Genomic DNA, 25,596 nt, shown 5'->3' with positions numbered 1-25,596 from the left:
TCAACCACAGCTACTCGTGTACAGCCTTATAGAAGGCTTCTTTACTGTTAATTATTGACTGCTCGGAACAGCAATATGCAATTCTGAACCAGCCTTTGCCTGCAAATCCACTTCCCGGAGCGCAGAGAATATTGTATTTTTTCAGATGATTTGTGAAAGCCATATCATCATCATTCCATTTATCCGGGCACTTGACCCAAAGATAGAAAGCCCCCTCGGGTTTTGCATACTTTAGGCCGGCATAATCCATAACCTCACAGATTTCTTTCATGCGCTTCTCATAAGTAGAAAAATCACATTCTGCATCCCAGCTTTTTGCAATAACTTTCTGGAAAAAGGCCGGACAGTTAACATAGCCCAGAACACGGGTGCAGAAAATTGCGGCTGCAATAAAATCAGCTTTTTCAGGACAAGCAGGATTAATACATAAGTAACCAACACGCTCTCCCGGAACGCTAAGATTCTTTGCGAAGGAAGTTGCAATAACTGCATATTCATATTTATCGAAAACTGTTGCAACTTTCTTTCCGTAAGTAATATCGCGGTAAGGCTCATCACAAATCAGATATGGGTAACGGCCACTTTTAGCACCAAACTCTTTTAGCATATTTGTAAGAGCAAGAATATCTGAATCATCATAAATGCGACCGCTAGGATTGTTCGGAGAATTGATAAGAACTGCGGCAGTTTTTGGACCAAGAGCTGCCTTTATTGCATCAATATCAAGAGAAAAATCTTCCTTTGTTTTTACAGGAACAACTTCACCATCATGATTGTGAACGTAATTATTATATTCTGCAAAATATGGACAAGGAATTACAATTTCTTCACCAGGATTAAGCAAAGACTTCAAAACAACATTGAGGGCACCACCGGCACCTACTTCCATAACAACACAGTCGGCAGTAACAGGAAGGCCCTGCTCACGGCTAGTTTTTGCAGCCATTGCGGCTCGGGTTTCAGGATATCCGGCATTTGGCATATAACCATGGCGGAGATGGGTTGTATCTGCTGCCACTTCGCGAATTGCATCAACTACTTTCTGCGGGGGGTCAAGGTCGGGATTTCCGATACTGAAATCATAAACTTTATCTGCACCATATTTCTGCTTAAGAACGGCGCCCTCTTCAAACATCTTGCGGATTACACCGTTGGACGGGCTTTCAACTATATCTTTAACTTTCTTAGAAATCATAAAATTTATTATAGCACAATTATTTGAGACATGCAAAATAATCGGTTATGGATTGTCTGGGTGTGGGGTGAAACTTCAACTTTTAGGTGTAATTAATTGAATACTTAAGTGTTTTAGAATATAATAGAAGTATTAAAAACTATGAAAAAGATTGTATTTTCCTTATTGATTTTTATTTCTCTTACTACATTTTTGTCGGCAGATCCATTTAACAACAAACTTACTGCTGAAGAACGCAAAACAATTGAAAGTGGCGAAATCCTCATAAAAAATATTAACTATGAAAAATTTATGTGCTTTAAGAAGGGTGAATCTGAACTCGGTGACATTCTTCAGGCAGAAATTCATGAATTGAATCCAAAATATCTTGCTGAAGTAATTCAGATTAAGCCTTATAAGGGAAATGAAGATCTTCCACAGCGTCTTGAAGCTCTTTTGAACAATGTTCCTGAATATGCGGGTATTCCATATTATTCTGAACGCAATGATGAGTGGTACAATCTTTATGATTCAGCTACAATTACAGAAACTGTAGAACGTAAAGATGGCTTGAGCCTTAAAGCTGATTTTATGATGGAGCCTTTTGATTTAGTTCAGGAAGAAATAGAACTTACACGCTCAAAGGATTCTATTCTTTATACATCTGTAAATACTAATAAACTTCGTTATCTTGATAAATTTGACTGTATATGGCCAAGAAAAATGAAGATTTGTATTCTGCTTGTTCGCGACGGCGATAACTGGATACTTTATGGAATTGGTGGCGTTAACGCACCGCGCGTTCCATTCTTCACAGAGCGTATTCAGACATCTTTTATCAACAGAATCAATACATTCTGTTCATTTATCTTTAAGAAGTTTTAACAATAACTGAAATACCGATGGTTGAGTAGGTCCCTGAGCGAAGTCGAAGGACCGTATCGAAACCATAATTTTTGGGAGGAAGGGAAAATGATCTGGTTAATCGGTTGCAAAGGGATGCTTGGAAGTGAGGTTGCAAAGCAGCTGGATGAAAAAAAACTACCGTGGGTTGGAACAGACCGCGAAGTTGACATCACAGATCCTCAGGCGCTCTTAGATTTTACTAATAAGATTGATACAGCAGCCTACTTTCCTTCTGACCTTCCTCGTGGAGACCGCAAAATCCAGTGGATTATTAACTGTTCTGCCTACACAAACGTAGATAAAGCAGAAGAAGAACCAGAGCTTGCAGAAAAACTTAATGCAACTGGTCCTCTTAATATTGCCCGCGTTGCCCGCTCTATCGGTGCAAAACTCATTCACATTTCTACTGATTATGTTTTTGATGGACAGGGAAATACTCCATACACCGAAGACATGGCAAAAGCACCGCTTGGCGTTTACGGCCGTACAAAGGCAGCTGGCGAAGATGCCATCATGAAAGAAATGAATACCTACTACATTATCCGCACAGCCTGGCTTTACGGCTTCAATGGTAAGAATTTTGTATACACAATGACAAAAGCTATGAATAGCCACGACAGTGTTCGCGTTGTAAATGATCAGAGCGGAACACCAACTTTTGCTCCGGACCTCGCTTCAGTAATCCTTCGTTTCATTGACAAAAACGACAACGCAAAATCTTTCTTCGGCAAAAACAGCGCTCCAGCCTATGGAGTTTATCATTTCACAAATGCCGGAAAAACAACCTGGTATGATTTTGCATCTGAGATTTACAGACTTGGCCGCAAGTTTGGCAGAATCACTCAGGAATGTACAGTTAATCCATGTACAACAGCAGAATACGGCGCAAACGTACAGCGCCCAGCCTACTCTGTACTTTCAAAAGATAAAATCTCAAAAGCCCTCAAAATCAAAATCCCAGAATGGCAGAATGGGCTTGAAAAGTTTATGAAGAGTGAAAGGTTTAGGACGGAGTAAAACAGCTCATCTATTTTTTTTCATATATCTATATCTCTATGATTCCCAATTGCAAAAATGCAAGAGTAATCATGGAGAAAAGTGCATAGTATTGCTGATTTTTGAATTTTTCTTCCTGCATATAAAATATATTTTCACTCGCACTTGAAAAATCATCAATATCAAAATCAATTTGATTTGATGTTAGAAATTGAATAAAATCATTCGTTGCATGTATTAATGAATTGTCATTTATTTTATTTGTCTGGATTTCTTTTTTTGTTCCAATAAAAGTTTTTAATTCACTACCAATATGGATTTTTTTCTCTTCATCAAGTATATCATTTATTTTAAATGAATTATCAATGAAACATGAAATCAAAAAACTTTCAAAAGCAGGATAACTTAAAAGCAATTGACCAGCTTTTAGGTTTTCGTTTTCATATGGATTAGTTAATTCTTTGATATAATTTAATATTAGCTCAGAATCAGTATTTGATTTTGGATCTCTATCAAAAAGATAATAAATTGCACAATCATCTACTGGAAACTGACATTCCTCTATAAGATACTTAAAAACTTCATCAAGATATTCTTGTCCCAAAGTTATATCTGAAATATTACTTTCACGAGTATTTATAACTGCAATTTTTGAATATATGTCATTTGTCTTATAAAAGGAATGAAGTTTGTTCCTTCTTTTCTCAATATAAGTATAACTTAATAAATTACAAAAGATTTTTCTGAGAATAATAAATTCTGTTTTACTGCCTTCAACAATAAAAAGGACATTACCTATTCTTTTGTCTTTATTAATCTTCATCAAAATTATCCTTAATTCTTGGTAATCCACCAAAAACACCACTCATATACATTTTTTCAATATTTTGAGCAGTACGTGGCTGGTCATCTGAGAATCTGTGTACAGAACTTCCATCATCTCCATTAAATTCTACACTATATACTTGGTCCGGTCTCATTACAGAATTAGAAATTAAACTTGTTGAATGAGAAACAAAAAATAATTGAGAATATTCAGAAGTATTCATAAAATATTTAATTAACATTCGTTCGAGTTTTGGATGAAAACCACTTGAAAATTCATCAATTATTAACATTCCAGGATTAGTTAATGTTGCAAAAAAGGCAGGAATCATTTGAAGTAAGTTCTGATTTCCTAAAGATTCTAAAGAAATAGGAATTGGAACTTTTATATCATTACGCTTTACAAATATATATTTTGATTCTGGATCATTATTATCTAAAATTAAAACAGAGTTTGGGCCAAAACTTTGATGACTATAATTTATAGTCTGATTAAAATTATATTTTGTCAAAAATGAATTGATTTTTTCAGTACCGTTCTCATTTAGATAATCATATATCTGTAATTTCTTTTTTCCATAATGAATAATTCTTCTTTCAACAGCATTGATATATACAGAATTCTGAAGATATTCCATAAGAGTTTTTAAGTCAGAATTTGAAGTAAATTTTGTATTAAAATATAATGTACGTAAAAATAGAGTTTCTTTATCTATATCACCTTCGTCATATACAAGTCCATTTTCACCTGCTATCCAGGAAGTTGCAGTGGTTCCTGCTCTCATTAAAAGCTTTTGTCCATCAATTTCAAGATTTTCATAAATAATCGATTTTCTAATTTCAATTTCCACACTATATGTAATATGTTTACCATTTATTAAAAAACAATATGAAATAGAAAACTTATAATCATTTGAGAATAAACATCTAATGAATTGAAAGTTTATTGATTTATCCTGAAACAATAAATCTAACAGGAGCTTTATAGCAAAAATAACATTTGATTTTCCTGATGCATTTGGACCAACAAAAATAGCACCTTTTAATATATCTGTGTTGCTTACATTTTGAGGAAGAATTGTATAATTCGTTTTTGCAAATGAAATTTCAGTTTCGTTTTTAAAAGATTTAAGATTCTTTATAATGATTTTTTCCAACATATAGTTTGCTCCCTAACTTTTATTATCGTAAATATTTTACGATAAGTCAACGATAAAACGTAACATTTTTACGTATTAACAAATATTGTATAGAAAAAATAAACACTGTATAATTAATTATATGAAAAAATTCTTTTTGATTACAATACTTTTAATAATAACTATAAATCTTTATACTCAGGAATCTTTGAAAAGCATAGAAGAAGAATATTACGATTTCCTCAGCCTCACCGGTGTAGTAGAACGCCCTACCCTCGGTTACCGAACTTTAAGCGACAGCGTGTGGAATTTCAACGAAGTAGAAAGCTTTGAAGAAAATGAGGATGGAACTTTTACTAAAGTGCGAACTCCCGGCGAAGAAAACAGCGGACACATCTGGAAAAACAACAATCTTGGAACTACATATACTTTGTGGCAGCCTGAACAGCAGGCAAATAACTGGTTTGCTCGCGGTGTGAAACAGGGATTTTTTGCGCGTGTTTATGGGCCGGAGTGGTTTAATAGTTATAATACAGATTATCCTTATGGTCAAAATGATGGTGCTTTATGGCAAGGGACTGGCTATAATACATCTTTAACTACAGGTTTAAGAATAGAAGGATATGGATTTGAATTAACAGTTAAACCACAAATTAGCTGGAGCCAGAATAAAGTTTTTAAAATTAATGACGATTATTATCCTGATCCACATTCATTTTCGTTCCATAGTGGAACAGTAAATCATAATATTGATATTGTGCAAAGATATGGAGATTCTTCATTTTGGAATTTTGATTTAGGTGATACAGAAGCCCGATGGAATTGGAATACATTAACATTTGGTTTCGGAACTCAAAATCCATGGCTCGGTCCAGCATATCTTAATCCTATGCTTGGTAGTAATAATGCTGGTGGATATTTAAAATTTGATGCTGGACTTCGTAAAACAGAAGTAAAGATTCCATTTACAGATTTAAGTCTTGGTTCAATTGAAGGACGAATTTGGATTGGACAATTACAGCAATCTGACTATTTCAACTATGCACGAACAGATGAAGATAGAATGCTAACTGCAATGTCAGCAAGCTATAATCCTTCATTTATACCTGGATTTACTATTGGCTTAAACAGAGTATTTGTAACATATTGGCGTCCAGAAAATTTTAAATACATATTACGATTATTTACAGCTTCTCGTTCTAATGCATTATCTTCAAGTGGAAATGATGAAGATCAGAAATTTGCACTTTTTGCTGAATGGGATTTTCCAAAAGTTGGTTTTGTAATCTATGGTGAATTTGGACGCGATGATTTTTCAAGTAACGAAAAAACAAACCCATTTCATACCGCTATATATACAGTTGGAGCAAAACAAGCAATTCCTTTACATTTCACAAAAGTATTTCCTAAACTTCCAAATTTTCTTGATTTAGAATCAGAACTCAATTTCGAATGGAATAATTTTGAAATGTCTCAAGATTTCCAATTACAATGGTCTTATTTAGGATTCTATGCACATGGTTTTGTCAATCAAGGTTTAACACATAAAGGACAAGTTCTTGGTGCAAGCTCTTGCTGGGCTGGTAACAGTCAATTATTACAGTATAAAGTTTATCATCAAAAAGGATATATTTCATTTATGTTACATAGATATTGTCCAAATATAAACTCAATATACTCTCAGGCTGTTAATACCGCATCAGATGCTGAACAAGGAGATCATTATCGAAAATGGTATGGTACATATAAAACATTCTATTGTTATGGACTAAAATCTTTGTTTTTTATAAACAATAATTATATTATAGATTTATCATATACTTATATAAAGAATTATGAAAAAGGTTCTGATCCTTCAATGAATTTTTCTTTATTATGCAAATATGAGTTTTAATCTTTGAGAACAGAAGAATACACTTTAATCATTTCTTGTGTAGTTTTTTGTTCATTGAAATCAATTTCTGATTTTTTTAAGCAATTTTCTGAAAGATATTCATAGTTGTTTAAACACCAATCTATTCCCTCATATAGTTCATCAACATTATAAGGTGTTGCAAGCCAACCTGTTTGTTTATGTAATACTATGGATGTAATTCCACTTACGTTAAATGCAATAGTTGGAACACCACAAGAAGCTGCTTCTAAACTAGTATAAGACATACTTTCAACATGTGATGGATTGATAAAAATATCACACATATTATATAAGTTTGAAAGTATTGTTTGGTTTGATATAAAACCAGAAGAAAAATAATCTATAGCAAGTTTACTAATAAAATTAGTAGATACAGTTCCAAAGATTACTAAAAAATATTTGTTTTTATCCAATTTTTGTAATAACTGAATAAGTTGATTTCCACCTTTTAATGAGTTGGGATTATCAATATCATATGCAGCGCCAAAGCCTAAAATAATTTTATTATCTGGAATATTAAATAATTTTTTTAAATTTTCCTTATCTTTTGGCTTAAAAATCTGATGGTTTATAATATTTGGAATAGTAAAGCATTTATTATTTTTAAATAAATAGCTCGATTTTAAAATGTCTGATTCCCATTTAGTTGGTGCAGTGAAATAAATATTTTTATTTCTTAAATATTTATATTTTTGTTTCCATACTTTTCGACATAAATCAAAACCTTTTGTTGTACGAGGTTTGTTATTTCTAAAATAACCATTTTTCCATCGGATATCATTTTCATGGAGATTGGGATGATGTTCAGCTCCACAACAAGGCCATGAATCGTGCATTGTCCAAACTATTGGTTTAGTAATTTTTGCTATATCTTTATTACAAATAACACCATTTATCCAGTGAAGATTTATAACATCATAGTCTGAATTATTAATCCAATTAATATCTGTATCTGAATGAAAATTTGTTGAGTGAAAAATTTCATTTGAAGTTCTAAATTTAAAAGGATTAGGAATAATTTTAAATATTTTTGATATAATGTTTTTATTAATATTATAAAATTTATTAAATATTTTAAATGTTAAACTTTTCTTTTTTTTAGGAAGAATAAAAACATTAGGATTTACAGTTTGTTTTGTTATAACCCCAAGTCTTGCTTCAATTCCTTCATTGTTAAGTTCAGTAACAAGTGAATTTGCAGCAATGCCAGATCCACTTCCTCCATCAGTCAAATTAATTAAAAGAACTTTCATTTTACCTCTAATTATTTTAAACTTTTTTAATCGAAAATATGTTTTGTTTAGTTTGTATTATTTTGGTATTTATAGTTATATCTAAATTATTTGCATTCAATATCCATCGTATATTATTAAGAGTTGCACCTAATGAGAATGTATATTCTCCTGGCATTATGGAATATTTTGGTATAGTTAATTCAAAAACATTTTTGCCACATTTAATATTTTTATTATCATTTATATGGTAATCATAAATCTGTTCAGATCCACGATATAGTTGATACCAAAAATGTAAGTTATTATTAATTTTTTCAATATCTATTGTTAAAACAAGTTTATAATCAGATTCAAAATTTAATGGACCAGTAACAATATTATTTTGTAAATCTTTTATTTCAAAACTAATTGGTGTAAAATTTTCATCAAAGAATTGTCCATTATTTTTCCAAGATGTCGTAATAATATCACTATTGTCATCATTTTTACCTAAATAATAATCAATGCTTTTTTGAATATTATCATCTTGACGTATTATTCTTCCATGCTCTAAAACAATACCTTTATTACATAAATTTTTTACTTGAGACATATTATGAGATACAAATAATACAGTTCGGCCTTGGCCGCTACTAAGTTCATTCATCTTACCTAGTGCTTTTTTCTGAAAGGCTGCATCACCAACTGCAAGAACTTCATCTGCAATAAGAATTTCACTATCCAGATGTGCAGCAACTGCAAACGCAAGTCTTACATACATACCACTTGAATAGCGTTTTACAGGAGTATCAATGTGTTCACCTATTTCAGAAAATTCAATTATCTGGTTTACTTTACTGTCGATTTCTGCATGGGTCATTCCAAGAATTGCACCATTCATAAAAATATTTTCACGCCCAGTAAGTTCAGGATGAAATCCTGTGCCAACTTCCAAAAGGCTTGCAATGCGTCCTTTAATTTTTATATTACCTTCTGTAGGGCTTGTAATCTGACTTAGAAGTTTTAAGAGTGTTGATTTTCCAGCACCGTTATGACCGATAATACCAACTCTATCACCTTTTTTAATTTCAAAATTTAAATCTTTAAGAGCCCAAAAACCGTCTGCAGTTGAGTCATATTTGCTGCCAAGTTTTGCATGTGGATCATCTTTGCCTCTTTTTTTTGCTATGAAACTTTGAATATCTCTAAAAAGAGTTCCATTATTAATTACACCGAGTCTATAATATTTTGAAAGATTTTCAACCTTAATTGCTATATCATTATTCATATTATTATTATATATAAAATATTTTAATTTATCAAATTAAAGAATCAGATATTATTTTCTTCCCTTTAATATCTTTTTAATTTTTCTATAAATCTGCCTTAATTTTTCCATTTTGTAAATTCTTACTTTAATTAAATGTAAATTTATTTTTATAAAATTTTCACAATATTTATAATGAAATAATAGGGGAAGTTTATGATTATGTAATTCTGCATAATATCTTATGTTTTTGTATCTATATTTTTTATAGATCTTTTTTTGTTGTTCTGTAATTACATAAGAATTCATTCGATTTATTAATTTTAGTTGTTGAATATATGACCATGCTGAACTATCCTGTCCACCATGCATTCTATATTTCATTAAGTTTTGTGATACCCACAAAATTGGAGCTTGTTCTGCAACTCTTGCTAACCAAGTAACATCTGAATATTTTCCAGCATCTTCAACAAATATTAAACTTTTACATTTTTCTTTTGAATACATATAAGATGGATATGGAAAAATATCTCCAATCAAATATTGATAAATTAAAGATGAAGCGTTGTCTATTAATATGTCTGATAAATTTTGAGGTCCAAAAACACCTATAATTTCACTTGAAGCATTGATTGTATATGCAGAACATGCAACGGCCGAATAATCTCCACTTGTAATTTTTTCATATAGTGTACTTATCATATTTGGTAACATAACATCATCATCATGAAATAGAATAAAATATTTTGTTTCTACTTCAGACAAACACATATTGAAATGATCTAAACTAGAATATTCCTTGTCTCGCTTTCTATATTCAAATTTATTAATTAGTTTGTTTTCAGTTAATAATTGTTTGGTCTCATCATTACTTGAATTATCTGAAACAATAAATTTAAAATCAGAGCAATCTTGAGCTAAAATACTATTAATTGTTTCTAATAATAATTGTCCACGATTATGAGTTAATACAAATACGGTAAGATCTTTCATTTATTTTCTATTTCCTTTATTAATGTGTATGCATAATTTTCTGCAGAGAAATTATATGCTTTATCCGATAATAAAAATTCCTTAGTATTTCTTAAATACTGATTATATTGCTCTTCATTTATATTTATAAGGAAATTATATAATTCTTCATATGAATTAAAGTTTCTAAAATCAATAAAAACATTATCAGGAATATAATCAGTAACATTTGGTGCTCCATAATAAACAGGTATACAACCTGCAAAAAAACAGTCCCATATTTTTTCAGATATATAACCTGGAATTGCATTTGTATTTTCATAGCAAAAACAAAATTTATATTTTGATAACACTTCAAGTTTATTATCAATTTTCCCTCGATAGCAAATATGTTTTTCGGCAAAAATTTTTCGTAAATCATTAAATCTATTAAAGTATGTTATTACCTTAGGACCAGTAAATGTTTTTTTATCCCAATTAAAACCAAATAAATCAAATTCATTTGGATGATTTTTTTCCATAAATCTAATTGCTTTTAATCTTTCGCTATAAAGTTCCCCTTTTTCTTTAATCGTTCTATTACCAGCTATAACTGTAGATATTTTTTTATTGTTATATGGAACAAATAAAGGAGCTTTTATTTTATTTGGTAAAAATAATTTCTTATATCCGCATTCTTTTATTAGGGCATCATCATAAGTAAAAACCTTTCCAAAATTTTCTAATAAATCTTTTCTTGCATTAGGTTTATATACCAATTCGCATTCAGTTAGTAATAAATATTTTTTTTCTTTTGGAATAGAAGTGATATCAACACAACAAGTCTCTGGATTTGGATAATCACAAAATAATATTACTTCATAATTTTCCGGTTTATCTAAATCCAATGTTTCAAGAATGTATCCTTCTTTTTCTAATTTTTCTTTTAATAATAATAATGGATATGCTAAATCTTCCCCTATTCCATAAGCATTTGGGTCAAAAGCTTTGTTATTTGCAAAACAGGTATAATTATTCCAGAACCCTATTTTCTTCATATTGCACTCCATTTTTCTGGATAATAGTTTCCATTTATATAATTATTTTCTTTATCAGAAGTCCCTATAAAATCATGTGGGCATATAACTTTTTTATCTTTATTATTATTTAGCATTGCTCCCCAAAAACTAAAACTTGAATTGGCAATAATATTACTGTTACATAAAGACATTAAATACATGTCTATAGCAGCTGAATGTGAATCCATGTAATGAACTTTATAATCTTTAAATATTTCTACAGATTTACAATATTCAATGTCATCGCTAAAAATAACTAGTTCATATTTATCTTTATTAAAAAAGCTAAGTGCTTTTTTATAATAATCTAAACCAAGATTCAAGCTCGCTAAAATAAGATAATCACCACGTCGAAAATGTATTGATACAAGCAGTTTCTCAATATCTAATTCATTGAAAATAGCATTTCCTTGATTAATTATTTCAGACTTGAATTTGAATAAATTAATTATGTCATCTTCATATTTTTTCCAATCCTGATATGTTCCAAAGCCATCTTGAATATCATAATTCTTTTTATTATTTAAATCTAATAATTTTGTATCACAATTTAATCCATTTTTTCCTGAGATATTAATAAAATCTTTATAAAACAATTTACAAAAACGATAATAGTAGGAATCAATTTTCCAATGTATTTTTGATTTATAGATTCTTTTATAATTTTCTATAGATTTTGCTTTTCTTCCAGGCCTAAACTGTAAACAATAGATTTCTGGAATTGGAAGATATAAACGTCGAAGGAGTTTTATTTGCATTTCAATATCAAAATTTTCAAGAATTAAATAGCGTCTTCTACAGTTCTTAAATTCCTTAAAAAAACAAATATCTTGATTATTTTCTCTCGCAATATAATAAAGTTCAGCAAAGGCACTCATTTGTGCACCAAGCTGATCACCCCATGCAATTTTAGAATTTGTAATCATATATTAAATTATAATGTTTTAATGCCGTCTTGAAAAGCAATTAAAGGTTTCCACTTTGTATCATTTTCAAGTTCTTGAGTATCAGCAACAAGATACATAGGTTGATGTGGATAGTACTCTTTTGCGCCAAATGAAACAGGAATATCTGATTTTAGGGCTTCTTTTATATCATTTATATATTCTTTTAGTATACGTCCAGAACCACTACCTAGCGGATAAAATTTACCATCTATACCAGATTCTGAAACAGCTAAGAATGCTCTAGCTGCATCATTACAATGTAAATAATCCCATTTTTGTTCACATTTTGTTAATTGAGGACTTCTCCCCTCTTTCAATTCTCTAACAACATATGAAATTAAAGTATTCGTTCCATCGTTAGGACCATAAACACTTAATATACGCATCCAATTAAAATGAATTCCTAACTGCATACAAAGCATTTGAGAAAGTTTTCCAGCTGTATATTTTGCAATACCATATCCACTTTCTGGATTGACGGGTAAATTAGGAGTCAATGGAACTTTCTGAACACCATACTCAGCTTGACTTCCAGCTCCTATAAAAACTGAACAACCACAATTGTATGCAAGGCGAACAGCATCTAATGTATATTGTATATTTTTTAATTGACAATCAACATCATCTCTGCCACCAACAGACGTCTTGTCCCATGCAAGATGAATAAAAATATCATATTTATCTTTAAGTTTAATTTTAGAGTAATCAGTTATATTACAATTGACAATCTTAACTTGAGATGATTCAATAATATTTTTAATACGATTTGAATCTTTTCTTACAAGACAAGTTATTTCATAATTCGATTTTATAGCTTCTCGAACTATTGCACTACCTATCATACCTGTTGCACCTGTTATTATAATACGTTTCATTATTAATTAAAAACTCCAGGAATAATTGAAATATCATTTACATTTAAACAATTCTTGTACAGATTTTCTTTATCAATTAAAATAGATTTACACCCCGCTCTATCTGCCATACGAATATCACTTTCATAAGTATCACCGATAATTAAGAATCTATCAGGTGATAATTTTTCAAAATCACATAATAAATCAATCATCAGTGTATTAGGTTTACCAATTATTAAATCACATTCTCTTTGTGTACACCATTCAATAGGAGCAGTCATAGCTCCACAACCAGGCATTAATTTAGAATTCTCACCTGGAAAGGTTCGCTCTCTATTGCAAGCCATTATTTGTTTTGCATGTAATGCAACTTGTAGAGCAGCAGTCAAATCATCATATGTCATTAATGGGTTATATCCAATAAGAAGGTTTTCTGCATCGTCATTCTGATTTACAGTAATACCAAGTTCATTAAATTCTTGAATAAGATTGGATGAGCCAAAAATGTATACATTATTTAATTTATTCTTTTTACAATAAATAGCAGCTATATAACCAGAAGTAAGCACTTCATCTAATTTACAATTGACTCCCATATCAAACAGTTTATCATAAATCTGAGCTCGTGTTTTAGTGGAATTATTTGTTGTAAAATAGATTTTTTTTCCTGCTTTTCTGAAGAACTCTATAGTTTCATTGGCACCAGGAATGATTTTTGATCCATAATAAATAGTGCCATCCAAATCAAAAAGAACAACATCAAATGTATCTAATTCCATATTTAATCTTCTACTCTATAATTTGTTTTTGTTATAAAAATAACATTCATAGTTTTTGAAAGTTCTGTTATATTTTTTTGAATTAATGAATTTCTATTTTCAATATGACTAAATTCATAATCTAAGGTTGTATCAAAATAATTATTCTCTTTTGAATATCCATCCATTCCAGCAATAAACACTTTTTTTATATTCATTTTGGAAATAAATTTTAAGAACATAAGTCCTGAATTATCTATAATATCTTTGTCTGACATTGCATAAGATGTAAAATTTAATTTGTAATCAAATTTTTTTGTATCTTTAACATTAGATGTAATTATTTTTTTAATGGGAGAATCTTCTAGTTTTGCATATCTTCGAATATTACTACTAAAAATATAGTCAACCTTATAATCTAAAGGATTACAATTAATAGCCACAATAATCGGATTCTCCGCAATTATTGTTTGCTCAACTATTTTTCTTTCTTCATTTATTGAATTACCAGGTGCCAATAACAAAATATTTCTGTCATAAAATTCTTTTATCAATTTATTTACATCAATATGATCATCATAGAAAGTTGACATGTAATCTATATAATATTTCTCTGCAAGCTCTTTTGAATATGTACGCTTGTTTTCAGATGGAATTAATTTTAACAGTTCATTAAAACTTTTCTCAGTAAGAGTTTGTTTCTCAGCATAATAAATTGCGTAGTTTGGATGACAATTATTTGTTGCAGAAAGATAATAAGGTAAACAATATCCCCAAAATCTTTTATTATAAGATTCTTGTAAATAATCATCCATTATTTCAAGCATAGGTTCTATTTTATAGTTAGTATCATAGTTTTCGTTCATGTAATCTGCAAAAAGTTCAAGATTTAAGTTTCCAGCACCTCTGCCCATTCCGAATACACATGCATCAATACAAACATCTCTTTTTAAATTTAATTCTACAAGAGTTTCTGCATTGCCAAATGCTTGTTGTAAATTATTATGTGCATGATATCCAAGAATTATTTCTGGCTTCATATTATTATCAGCTAGATAAACCATTCTAAGAAATGCTTTTCTCTTGATTGTACCAAATGTATCTACTATAGACATTGCATATGGATTTAACTGATTGAACCTATTTATTGTTTCTACAAATTCAACATCAGTATATGAATCTGTACCTACAAACTGAACAAATAATAAATAACCTTTATCCTGAATTTTTTTACAATAATCAAATGCAAAATCACGTTTATCTTTTTTAAAAATGACTCTAATTCCATCAATAGATTTACCATCAAAATCTATTATATTTTCAATTGGAACAGGATCTCCGCAATCTATCATTCCAACATATTTCAATGAGTTAGATTTATTTTTAATAAATGGTTCTATAGTTTGCACATTTGGGAAAACTGCTCTGTTTTCATTATACTTACAGTTCTTTATAAAACCTATTTCAAAAAATTCAATTCCTGTTTTTGCAATTTTTTGAGTGGTACCAATTATTGCATCTTTCCCAAATTGCCAGTCATTTACATAACCACCATCTCTTAAAGTACAATCTAAAAGATAGACTTTTCCCATAAAAAACTACTCCAACATTTTAATAAACATATTTGATTTAAGTTCTTCTCTTGATAGGAATGGGCTCAAATCTTCCAATGGAGAACTTACTAAAGTTCCGTCATACAAACGTCGTGCAGAATTCTTTGGTTCAAAGAATTGTTCTGTAGAAACAAAAATTTCAAATAGTGCAAAACCGTCTTCTTTCATCATATTATTAAAAACATTTTCAACTTCTTTATTAGAATGCGCTTCATAATATGGAATATCAAAAGCAGATGCAATTTTCTTGAATTTTGGGAAAGATAAATCTCCACTTTCCTCTCCAATACCAACTTTACAATGATTTGAAAATAAATTGGTTTGAGTTTGTCTGATTGAATGATAGCCTTTGTTATTAATTAAGATTATCTTTATTGGCAGCTTATTTGTAACGACGGTTTGTAATTCCTGAAGATTCATCATAATTGATCCATCACCTTCAAGACAAATAGTTGTATTCTTATTATTTGCTACACATGCACCAATTGAAGCTGGTAATCCATATCCCATACTTGCAACTGCATTATTATTAAAGAATCTAGTTCCTTTTTTAATAAACCATGTCTGGTGACCAACAACACAACAAGTTCCATTACTTGTTACCGTTACAGTGTTAAAAGGTAATGCTCTACTTATAATATCAAATGCTGCATATGCATTTGCATAACCGTCTTTTTCATTCTTATGTCGTTCAAGAACAGCAGGATACTTTTTCTTCCAATTCTGACAAGTTGTTATCCATTCTTTATTATTGAACAAAGGATTATTCTGTCCAATCAGAGCATCATTAATTTTTTCAAAAAAATCTTTAGCATCAGCATGAATTGGATATTCAACATGAATAGTTGGTTTTCTGAGTTCGGCTGGATCAATATCAACCATAATAACTTCAGCTTCACGAGCCCAAGCTTTCCAGTTATAACCTGTAACTCGAATTGGAAGTCTATTACCAACAGCAAGAACGAGGTCTGAATTCTGAACGGCAAAATTACCTGCACGTTCTCCCATATTTCCACCTCGCCCAACGTATAAAGGATGCTCTGTTTCAATTATATCAATTGAATCCCAATATGTTACAACTGGTATTCCCAATTTTTCTACAGCTGTACGGAATGATGAAAAACCACCTGAAAGACGAATTCCATTTCCAGCATATAATACAGGTCTTTTTGCTTTTTTAATTTTCTCTAATACTTTCTGAATTGTTTCAGTCGTAATTGCTGGTGGCAATGTTGAATCATCTTTCATTTGTTCTTCACTTCCAAAATATGACTCAAGTCCATCAGTTTCTATTGTAGTTCCTTGAAAGTTTACAGGAACATCAATCCAAACAGGTCCAGGTCGTCCAGTTTTAGCCAGATGAAGAGCTTTTTCAAGAACAAATCTAATTTTATTCGGATCTTCAAGCATAACTGCAAACTTACACATTGCAGAGACCGATTTTGTAATATCATATTCTTGATCACCTACAGCTCTAAGTTTATAACCTTCTGTAAATTGTTCACAATAACGTGCAGTTGTATCATATCTTACCTGACCAGAAAGAACAAACATTGGTATAGAATCCAACCATCCACCAAGAACTCCTGTTATTGCATTTGTTCCGCCAGGACCAGTAGTAACACAGAGAGCAGCAATTTTATTATTTAAACGAGCATATCCTTCTGCAGCTATTGCACTGGCCTGCTCATGATGGTTATATGTACAATGTAACCCAACTTTATGACCAAGAGCATCATTTAAATGCATTGCTCCACCACCGACCACTGTAAAGCAATCTGTTATATCATTTGCGACAAGAAAATCTGCTATATAATCTGCTAATCTCTGTTTCATTATCTAAAATCTCCTAAACACTTGCCTTAATAACTTCAATCATCTTATCCAGCATTGCATCTGTCATTCCAGGATAAACTCCAATCCAGAATGTATCACGCATAATACGGTCTGTTACAGAAAGATCTCCAATTACACGATAAGCATCAGTTCCACGAATCTTGTCGAAACAAGGATGACGTGTAAGATTACCTGCAAACAAAGCACGTGTCTGAATATTTTCTGCCTCAATTTTCTTTACGAGTTCGGTACGATCTGTACCTTCTTTACAAGTAATAAGGAATCCAAACCAACTTGGATTTCCGTTTTCTACTGGTTCAGGAAGAATAAGTTTATCCTGTAAAGATTCAAGACCAGTATGAAGACGTTTAAAATTTTCTTTACGTTTTTCTACAAATGACGGGAACTTTTCAAGCTGTGCACATCCAACAGCTGCCTGTAAGTCAGTAGCTTTAAGATTATAACCAAAATGACTGTATGTATATTTATGATCATATCCGAGAGGTAATGTTCCAAACTGTTTATCAAAACGGTGACCACAAAGATTGTCTTTTCCTGAAGGACATATACAGTCGCGTCCCCAGTCGCGCATTGAGCGGATAATCTTATGAAGAAGTGGATTACGTGTATAAACAGCTCCACCTTCTCCCATTGTCATGTGATGTGGTGGATAGAAGCTTGAAGTTCCTATATCACCTACAGTTCCTGTCTTATATGTTTTTCCATCAAGGGTGTATTCAGAACCAAGAGCATCACAGTTATCTTCAATGAGCCAGAGGTTATGTTTTTCACAGAAAGCTTTTACTGATTTAAGATCAAAAGGATTTCCCAAAGTATGAGCAATCATAACTGCCTTTGTTTTCGGGCTAAGTGCTGCTTCAAGCTGAGTTACATCAATATTATACTGAGGAATTGTAACATCAACAAAAACTGGTATTGCACCATACTGAAGGATTGGAGTTACTGTTGTTGGGAATCCACAGGCAACTGTAAGAACTTCGTCACCACGTTTTACCTGTCTTTCCTTTAAAAGAGGAGATGTCAAAGTCATGAATGCAAGAAGATTTGCTGAACTTCCAGAGTTTACAAGAGAAATAAATGGAGTTCCAAGATATTCACCAAGCTGTTTTTCAAACTGGTCTGTATAGCGGCCACTTGTAAGCCAGAACTCAAGCATTGAATCAGCAAGATTCATCATCTCTTTTTCATCAAAAACACGGCTTGCATAAGAAATACGATCACCATCTTTGTATTCTGGTTTTACCATAAATTTCTTATAATATTCTTTTACACTTTCCAAAATTTCTTTATTTGCTTCTTCTTTTGTTTTATTCTCAAACATAATTATTCTCCAAAATATTCATTTATCTGCTGATCTGTTACTTCTGCTGCAGAAGTACCTGACTGTACTGATTTTTCCCATTCAACAATTTTTTCTATTGCTTGTTTAATCCCCCACTGAGGATACCATTGTAATTTATTTTTTGCTTTTTCACATTGTAATTTTAAGAAATTAGCCTCATGTGGAGCACTGACTTCACACACATTCTTCCATGTAGCATCATTACCCCATGAAGTACAGAAAAGAGTAGCAAGTTCACCTGTAGTAACACATGATTCATCATCAGGTCCAAAATTATAATTACCTGCAAAAGCTTTATCTTCATGTTGTGCTTTTGCTAACATTAAATATCCACGTAAACATTCCAGAACATGCTGATAAGGTCTTGTAGAGTTTGGATTTCTTAGTATTATTTCATTTCCACTTTCAACAGCTCGAATACAATCCGGAATAATCCTATCTTTAGCATAGTCTCCACCACCAATTACATTTCCACTTCTAGCAGTTGAAATTGCAGGTGAAGCGTTATCTGTAAAAAAAGAATTCGCATAACTATATGTGACTAATTCCGAGCATGATTTACTATTTGAATATGGGTCAAATCCACATAGCTCTTCATTTTCACGGTATCCCCAGAACCATTCTTTATTTTTATAAACTTTATCTGTTGTAATATTAACAAAAGATTTTACAGTAGATGTTTCTCGAACTGCTTCAAGTATATTTACAGTTCCCATCACATTTGTTTCATAAGTTCCTACAGGATCTTGATATGAAGTTCTAACAATTGGCTGTGCTGCAAGATGTAATACAATTTCTGGTTTTGCTTTAGACATTGCAGATTTTAGTTTTTCAGCGTCTCGAATATCACCAATAATAGATTTTATCTGAGAAGCTGTATTTGTTAGCTCAAATATACTAGGATTTGTTGGAGCTTCAAGAGAATAACCAGTAACATCAGCTCCTGCCAGTAACAAAATACGAGATAACCAGGTTCCCTTAAAACCAGTATGTCCTGTAAGGAATACTTTCTTTCCTTTATAAAAATTTAGCAATTCATTCATATTATTTATTCCCAAAATGATTCCAAACATCCCAAGGAGCTTTTTCTGTTGCCCATAATTTATTCAAATCTTCTTTATCTTTAAGCATATCCATTGGATGCCAGAAACCAGAATGTTTATAAGCGTGTAATTGACCATCTTTTGCGATATTTTGAAGTGGGGCTCGTTCCCACATCATTTTATCTGCAGTGGATGGTTCTATATAATTCAAAGCTTTATTTTCACATACGAAAAATCCGCCATTAATCCATGCATCACTCGGTTTTTCCTGGAACTGACTTATAGTACCATCTGCTTCAATATCTAGAGCTCCAAATCTTCCTTCTGGTTGAACAGCAGTTAATGTTACAAGTTTACCTGATTTTGCGTGTGAATCTACAAGTTTTTCAATGTTCACATCAGAAACGCCATCTCCATAAGTAAGCATAAATGGATCATTTCCAATATAATTCTTTGCACGATATATACGACCTGCGGTTAGAGTATCTGGACCAGTGTAAAGCATTGTTACTTTCCAAGGTTCACTTCTCATTTTATGAATTTGAACATCATTATTGTCTAAATCTATTGTCATATCGCTATAACGATTGTAATAATTCAAAAAGAATTCTTTAATTACATGACCTTTATATCCAGTCAATATAATAAAATCATTATATCCATAATGGCTATAGATTTTCATTATATGCCAGAGAATTGGATAGCCTCCAATTTCTACCATAGGCTTTGGAATTAGTTTTGTTTCTTCTCCTAAACGAGTTCCCATTCCACCTGCAAGGATTAATACATTCATCTGTTTTTCTCCTTATTAAAAAAGGCTCTTTTTACTTTACGATAAATAACTCGCAAAACTGTATATATATATTTATAAGAATAAATAAAGATAAGTTTTATTCTTTCAAATCCAAAATAATGTTTTATATGAAATTTCGTATAGGCTTTATAATTTACCCATTTGAAGGAAAAATATCTTTCATCTCTTAAGTTATTGAAAAAATCAGTATCATGAATAACTCTATTAGTATCTTCTTTATGATTATGAATTATAATATCTTCTTCTGTATAATTAATATCATAATTGTCATCATTTGCAAACTGAAGAGCAATATCAGCATCTCCATAATACCATTGAATTTTTTCATCAAAAAAATGACCTGCTTTTTTATTAATGATAGCATAGTTAGCACATGGAATACCTTCAAATTTTCCGTCCAACATTCCAATACGAAAGTATGGTATTTGACCAATTCCATATGTTTTTAATACTAAAAGTCCTAATTTTTTATTATTTTCAAAATAAGTTCCAACTATTTTATCCCATTCTGGTAACACAAGACAGTCATCATTCAAATATAGAATGTAATCGTATGAAGCAGCATTTAAGCCCTCATTTAATATGCCCCAAAGACTTTTTACTCTTTTGCCATTCTTTCTGGCATTATCAAATACCGATTTTACTCCATATTTATCGCATACAGCTTTTGTTTTTTCATTAAGATTATAAAGAACAATTATTTCATTTTCATATGATGATTTTTCTTTTAATGATTTTAAGCACTCTTCAAGATCTTCATCACGATTATATGTAGGTATTATAATAGAAAATTTCATTATTGCTTTTCCTTATTTATGTATAATTAGATTACATCAACAAAGTTACGTTCATTCTTAGTGAAAAGAACGAGACCAAAGAAAAGGAAAGCGAAGGTCATTGATATACTTGTAATAATCATTGAAGGAGCTAAATTTCCAGCACCATAAAATGCGATTCTAAAGAATTCAATTGGAGCACACATAGGGTTTGCATATGCAAGCCAACTGAAACGAGCTGGAATTTCTGAAAGGGGATAAACAACTGGAGTTGCATACATTGCAAGCTGAATTCCAAAAGTAAGCAAAAGATTTAAGTCACGATATTTTGTAGTAAGAGAACTAACAATAAGACCAAGGCTACCACCAAGAATTCCAATCCAAACAATAATCAAAGGAAATAACAGTGCCAACCATGTAATATGAATTGGAGCTTTCTGAATAAATAAATAATAGATAAATAAAACTGCAAGAAGAATAAACTGAATTGCAAGTTTTATTATATGAAAGCCGCAGTTAGCAACAGGTGCAGTTAGTCGTGGAAAATATACTTTTCCAAATACTGCTTGATTAGTAGTAAAAGTTGCTGCGCAACTTGTAAGGCATGAAGTAAAATATGTCCAGAGCATTGTACCGGCAAAGTAAAACAAAATATGAGGAATACCATCTGTTCCAACCTGAGCCATCTGTCCAAAAACGAACATATACATAAATGCTGTAATGAGAGGCTGAACTAAATACCAGATTGGACCAAGGATTGTCTGTTTATAAGCAACTACAAAGTCTCGCTTAATAAACATTTTAATAAGATAACGATAATCCCACACATCTCTAAGATGTAAATCCAACAATCTTTTTTTTGCAGTGATTACTTTATCCCAGTGTTCGTTATTATTGTTTTCTGCAAGTGCAGTTTCATTCTTGTTTGACATATTATCAAAGAATACCACAATTTAGAGATTTTTACAATTATAAGCTAAAAAGCCATGTGGAATACGCTGATCCTCAGGAGGAAGCTGTGTCCAATCTCCATAAAGGCGTGCAAGATACTGTTTCCAGCCTGCAGGAGATTTGAATGTACGGCCTTCAAATTCTATGTCGGCAGCGGGTTCAAGTTCTGACTTAAACAGATATGATTCTGTATTATCTCCCCAGGTGAAATCTGCAACTTTTTCACATTCATCAAAAGAATATGTCTGTCCCAATAAATCTATTTTTTTACAGAATTTCTTGTATCCATAGAGTTTTACTATTGGAGCAACAAGAAGTGTTTTTATCAGTTTCTTGAAAAGATTCTGATTTACAAACATTGGATTTGTTGTTGTAAGATCATGAAGGTTTCTTAATCTTTTATATTTATTAAAAAGAGCGACGGCATCATTTTTATTTTCTGGATATCCATCCAAAGGAAAAACATCTATCCATAAACCACTGATATTTTTCTTTGCTTTACCCTTTTCATAGCAAATTGTATTTGTATCTATTACTTTTGCAAATGGATAGATATTTGGACTTTTACAGTCGCGGTAAAGTCTTGTTTCAAGATTCGGTTCAATTGGATTATAACCAGTCAGTTCTATAAAACGGTTGTAATCTGCACGAGGCATAAGAACATCAATATCATCATCCCATGGAATAAAACCCTTATGGCGGGCGGCTCCCAGTAAGGTTCCATAACCAAGATAATATTTAAGATTATTTGATGCACAGAAATCTGCAAATTCGCAGAGAATATTAAACTCTATTTTTTTTACTTCTTCTAAAGAAAGTGGCTTTTTATTTTCCATTGTTTTGTCCTTTTTCGTATGCAGCTTTTAATGCTGCAAGGATTTCTTCATTTGAATCATTTTGAATAATTTGACCATATTTATATTGAGAAACTTTTTCTGCCTGAGCACCCAGATTAAAGCAGGCAATAGGCACTCCAACATGTATAAGTTCTGATACAGTATAAGAAAAAGTCTCAGGACAGATTGATGGAAATAGCACTGTAGAAATCCCCTGCTCTTCTATCAACTTATCAAGTCTCTCAACATCATAACGACCCATGTAATGAATATTTTCTGAGATTACTTTACATTCTTTTGAAAGTTCTCCGTTAATATATATTTGATAATCTTTATTTTTTGAATACTCAAGAAAAGAATGAACTACATTACAGCCTTTATCTGCGCCCCTAATCATTCCAAAGATTCCAATTGTAAATTTTTCTGGAAGCTTTGTAAGTGTTCCAGATTTTATGTAATCAAGAGAATGTGGAACTACAGTAACTTTATCAATATATTCCGGATAGAATTTATTAAATATATCTTTTGAAGATTGTGAAAATGCTGTTATAGTTTGTACGTGTGCAAAAAAATCAAACCAGTTTTTGTACCACTGTTCAAAAGTAATTTTTCTGAAGGCATAATTTAATACACTTTTTCTTAATTCTTCTTCGCTTAGGTATTTTCCATTGTGAACAAAATGAGTTTCATACCAAACACAGTGGTAATCATGAATATCATAATTTACAGGAACGTTGAGCGAAACAAACCATGGCAAAATGAATTCAAGATTCATGTATGATTCAACTGCAATTACATGGATTTCTTTTATATATTGCTCAATCCGTTTTAATTGCTTTGGTTTTATATAAATCTTATTTCCAGTATCAGAGTTTTCTATGCTGTATAAATAATCTTTATCTGCAGAAACAGGATTTTTTAAATAGATTATATGAGGAACATTTTCATATTTATTTTTCATGTATGAAACTGTTCCACCACCACCATTATGACATACAACAAGCTTGTATTTTTCTGAGGGATTAAGAAAATCCTTAAATGAATGTTTATAAATCAGCTTATATATGAAAGTATCATATATAAGCCTGTAAAAAATTACTTTACAAAAGCGGTAGATAAAGAGAAAAAACTGATTGTTAAATAATTTTTGTTTATTCAATTAAACACCAGTTTATTTTCTTACATCACCATGCAAGAAGTCATCATAACTGATTTCAACACCTTCGCGAACATCAACCTTAGCTTTCCAGCCAAGAGCGTTGAGACGTGTTACATCACAAAGCTTACGTGGAGTTCCGTTTGGTTTTGAAGGATCCCATTCCATGCGGCAACGTCGGCCGTCTTTGCGGACATCAGCATAAACAACATCTTCTACAGTTTCTGCAAGCTCTTTAATTGTGCATTCACGGCCAGTACCAACGTTTACAAAGTCGCCGGTTGGAGTACGGAGGTCTTCTGCATTTTTGTTTTCCATAAGATAAACAACTGCATCGGCAAGGTCTCCTGCATAAAGGAACTCACGGAGAGGAGAACCGTCGCCCCAAAGGTGTACGACATCTTCACCGCTGGCCTTAGCTTCGTGGAACTTACGAATCATTGCAGGGAAAACATGACTTCCCTGAAGCTCGTAATTGTCTCCAAGTCCATAAAGGTTTGTTGGCATTACAGAAAGGAAGTTTGTTCCATGCTGCTTGTTATAAGCAGTACAAAGTTTAATTACACTGATTTTTGCTAGAGCGTAAGCATCGTTTGTTGGCTCAAGTGGACCTGTAAGAAGAGATTCTTCTTTAATTGGTTGCTCTGCCATTTTTGGGTAAATACAGGTTGAACCAAGATTCATAAGCTTTTTTACACCATTTACACGGGCCGCTTCAACCACATTGAAACCGATTACCATGTTCTGGTAAATAAAGTCTGCAGGGTATGTTGAGTTAGCTCCAATTCCACCAACATGAGCTGCGGCAAGGAATACATACTCTGGTTTTTCTGTTGCAAAGAATTCATTTACTGCAGCCTGATTCAAAAGGTCAAGTTCTTTATGAGTTCTTGTAATGATATTTGTGTAGCCTTTTTCTTTAAGGCATCTTACAATTGAGCCGCCAACAAGTCCACGGTGACCGGCTACGTATATTTTTGCGTTCTTTTCCATAATTTCCTCAGTTTCCTCATTATATTAACGGGAAGTTAAATTTTTTGTAAATTCTTCTAATCTTTTTTTACGTTTTTCAGCATTAGAGGTTGATTCTTTTGAGATTTTTTTCATTGTGTCATAAATTTTCTTTGCAGAAGGACCATTAATTACAATGTTTGTCGTTAAATCCATATAACCTCTTTTT

At 31.6% G+C, this 25,596-nt stretch carries 24 protein-coding genes; 3 read left to right on the top strand and 21 right to left on the bottom strand.

The genetic code is table 11. From position 1 onward, the window contains the following. Window positions 1-10: 10 nt before the first annotated feature. Entirely contained in the window at window positions 11-1,195 is a 1,185-nt protein-coding gene (locus tag BM161_RS03675) for a pyridoxal phosphate-dependent aminotransferase (RefSeq protein ID WP_074930591.1), read from the bottom strand. A gap of 141 nt (window positions 1,196-1,336) precedes the next feature. Here BM161_RS03675 and BM161_RS03670 point away from each other — a divergent pair, with 141 nt between their 5' ends. Next, window positions 1,337-2,059 (top strand): DUF6675 family protein, encoded by a 723-nt coding sequence (locus BM161_RS03670; RefSeq protein WP_074930590.1) that lies wholly within the window; start codon window positions 1,337-1,339, stop codon window positions 2,057-2,059. An 87-nt stretch (window positions 2,060-2,146) separates the two neighbouring features. After that, the gene (gene rfbD, locus BM161_RS03665; RefSeq protein WP_074930589.1) at window positions 2,147-3,097 is read left to right on the top strand and encodes a dTDP-4-dehydrorhamnose reductase; all 951 of its coding nucleotides are present in this window, start codon (window positions 2,147-2,149) and stop codon (window positions 3,095-3,097) included. 28 nt (window positions 3,098-3,125) lie between these two features. Here the strand turns inward: rfbD and BM161_RS03660 are convergent, their stop codons facing one another. Together BM161_RS03660 and BM161_RS03655 are read right to left on the bottom strand one after the other, a co-directional pair. Continuing rightward, entirely contained in the window at window positions 3,126-3,899 is a 774-nt protein-coding gene (locus tag BM161_RS03660) for a hypothetical protein (protein ID WP_083425661.1), read from the bottom strand. After that, on the bottom strand, window positions 3,889-5,061 hold the full coding sequence (locus tag BM161_RS03655) for an AAA family ATPase (protein ID WP_074930588.1): 1,173 nt from the start codon (window positions 5,059-5,061) through the stop codon (window positions 3,889-3,891). Before BM161_RS03655 ends, BM161_RS03660 begins: the two co-directional genes overlap by 11 nt. A 121-nt stretch (window positions 5,062-5,182) precedes the next feature. On the opposite strand from BM161_RS03655, the gene BM161_RS03650 reads away from it, so the two are divergent. Further along, the gene (locus BM161_RS03650; RefSeq protein WP_074930587.1) at window positions 5,183-6,934 is read left to right on the top strand and encodes a capsule assembly Wzi family protein; all 1,752 of its coding nucleotides are present in this window, start codon (window positions 5,183-5,185) and stop codon (window positions 6,932-6,934) included. On the opposite strand, the gene BM161_RS03645 is transcribed toward BM161_RS03650, so the two are convergent. Genes BM161_RS03645 through BM161_RS14340 form a run of 18 tightly spaced genes read right to left on the bottom strand, consistent with a single transcriptional unit; the run spans window position 6,931 to window position 25,583 of the window. Next, window positions 6,931-8,208, bottom strand: coding sequence for a glycosyltransferase (locus BM161_RS03645; protein WP_074930586.1), 1,278 nt, complete (start codon window positions 8,206-8,208; stop codon window positions 6,931-6,933). The genes BM161_RS03650 and BM161_RS03645 overlap by 4 nt on opposite strands. Before the next feature lie 16 nt (window positions 8,209-8,224). Further along, window positions 8,225-9,457 carry an ABC transporter ATP-binding protein gene (locus BM161_RS03640; protein WP_074930585.1) on the bottom strand — a complete coding sequence of 411 codons (1,233 nt, stop codon included), beginning with the start codon at window positions 9,455-9,457 and terminating at the stop codon, window positions 8,225-8,227. A gap of 51 nt (window positions 9,458-9,508) precedes the next feature. Then, window positions 9,509-10,429 (bottom strand): glycosyltransferase family 2 protein, encoded by a 921-nt coding sequence (locus BM161_RS03635; RefSeq protein ID WP_074930584.1) that lies wholly within the window; start codon window positions 10,427-10,429, stop codon window positions 9,509-9,511. Then, window positions 10,426-11,445 carry a glycosyltransferase family 10 domain-containing protein gene (locus tag BM161_RS03630; protein ID WP_074930583.1) on the bottom strand — a complete coding sequence of 340 codons (1,020 nt, stop codon included), beginning with the start codon at window positions 11,443-11,445 and terminating at the stop codon, window positions 10,426-10,428. The genes BM161_RS03635 and BM161_RS03630 overlap by 4 nt, the downstream gene beginning before the upstream one ends. Continuing rightward, window positions 11,442-12,392, bottom strand: coding sequence for an alpha-1,2-fucosyltransferase (locus BM161_RS03625; protein ID WP_074930582.1), 951 nt, complete (start codon window positions 12,390-12,392; stop codon window positions 11,442-11,444). The genes BM161_RS03630 and BM161_RS03625 overlap by 4 nt, the downstream gene beginning before the upstream one ends. An 8-nt stretch (window positions 12,393-12,400) precedes the next feature. After that, a complete protein-coding gene (locus tag BM161_RS03620; protein ID WP_074930581.1) occupies window positions 12,401-13,288 on the bottom strand; it encodes an NAD-dependent epimerase/dehydratase family protein in 888 nt (295 codons plus the stop codon). 2 nt (window positions 13,289-13,290) lie between these two features. Further along, entirely contained in the window at window positions 13,291-14,049 is a 759-nt protein-coding gene (locus tag BM161_RS03615; protein ID WP_074930580.1) for an HAD-IIA family hydrolase, read from the bottom strand. A gap of 2 nt (window positions 14,050-14,051) precedes the next feature. Then, entirely contained in the window at window positions 14,052-15,620 is a 1,569-nt protein-coding gene (locus tag BM161_RS03610) for a beta/alpha barrel domain-containing protein (RefSeq protein WP_074930579.1), read from the bottom strand. A 6-nt stretch (window positions 15,621-15,626) separates the two neighbouring features. Beyond that, window positions 15,627-17,477 (bottom strand): thiamine pyrophosphate-binding protein, encoded by a 1,851-nt coding sequence (locus BM161_RS03605; protein WP_074930578.1) that lies wholly within the window; start codon window positions 17,475-17,477, stop codon window positions 15,627-15,629. 13 nt (window positions 17,478-17,490) lie between these two features. Then, complete coding sequence (gene rfbH, locus BM161_RS03600) at window positions 17,491-18,819, bottom strand: lipopolysaccharide biosynthesis protein RfbH (RefSeq protein WP_074930577.1); 1,329 nt, start codon at window positions 18,817-18,819, stop codon at window positions 17,491-17,493. 2 nt (window positions 18,820-18,821) lie between these two features. Next, on the bottom strand, window positions 18,822-19,874 hold the full coding sequence (gene rfbG / locus BM161_RS03595; RefSeq protein WP_218150239.1) for a CDP-glucose 4,6-dehydratase: 1,053 nt from the start codon (window positions 19,872-19,874) through the stop codon (window positions 18,822-18,824). A 10-nt stretch (window positions 19,875-19,884) separates the two neighbouring features. Beyond that, on the bottom strand, window positions 19,885-20,676 hold the full coding sequence (gene rfbF, locus BM161_RS03590) for a glucose-1-phosphate cytidylyltransferase (protein WP_074930576.1): 792 nt from the start codon (window positions 20,674-20,676) through the stop codon (window positions 19,885-19,887). Beyond that, entirely contained in the window at window positions 20,673-21,494 is an 822-nt protein-coding gene (locus BM161_RS03585) for a glycosyltransferase family 2 protein (protein WP_074930575.1), read from the bottom strand. Before BM161_RS03585 ends, rfbF begins: the two co-directional genes overlap by 4 nt. A gap of 26 nt (window positions 21,495-21,520) precedes the next feature. Continuing rightward, on the bottom strand, window positions 21,521-22,405 hold the full coding sequence (locus BM161_RS03580; protein WP_074930574.1) for an ABC transporter permease: 885 nt from the start codon (window positions 22,403-22,405) through the stop codon (window positions 21,521-21,523). A 21-nt stretch (window positions 22,406-22,426) separates the two neighbouring features. Further along, entirely contained in the window at window positions 22,427-23,260 is an 834-nt protein-coding gene (locus BM161_RS03575; protein WP_074930573.1) for a LicD family protein, read from the bottom strand. Then, entirely contained in the window at window positions 23,250-24,419 is a 1,170-nt protein-coding gene (locus BM161_RS03570) for a glycosyltransferase family protein (RefSeq protein ID WP_074930572.1), read from the bottom strand. Before BM161_RS03570 ends, BM161_RS03575 begins: the two co-directional genes overlap by 11 nt. Window positions 24,420-24,431: 12 nt before the next feature. After that, on the bottom strand, window positions 24,432-25,409 hold the full coding sequence (locus BM161_RS03565; RefSeq protein WP_074930571.1) for a GDP-L-fucose synthase family protein: 978 nt from the start codon (window positions 25,407-25,409) through the stop codon (window positions 24,432-24,434). Between the two features lie 24 nt (window positions 25,410-25,433). Beyond that, window positions 25,434-25,583, bottom strand: a complete 150-nt coding sequence (locus BM161_RS14340; RefSeq protein WP_177206198.1) for a hypothetical protein — start codon at window positions 25,581-25,583, stop codon at window positions 25,434-25,436. Between the last annotated feature and the right edge of the window lie 13 nt (window positions 25,584-25,596).

It is taken from the genome of Treponema bryantii (genome assembly GCF_900113965.1).
Classification (GTDB): Bacteria; Spirochaetota; Spirochaetia; order Treponematales; family Treponemataceae; genus Treponema_D; species Treponema_D bryantii_A.
This window is presented reverse-complemented; position numbering and strand designations above follow the sequence as displayed.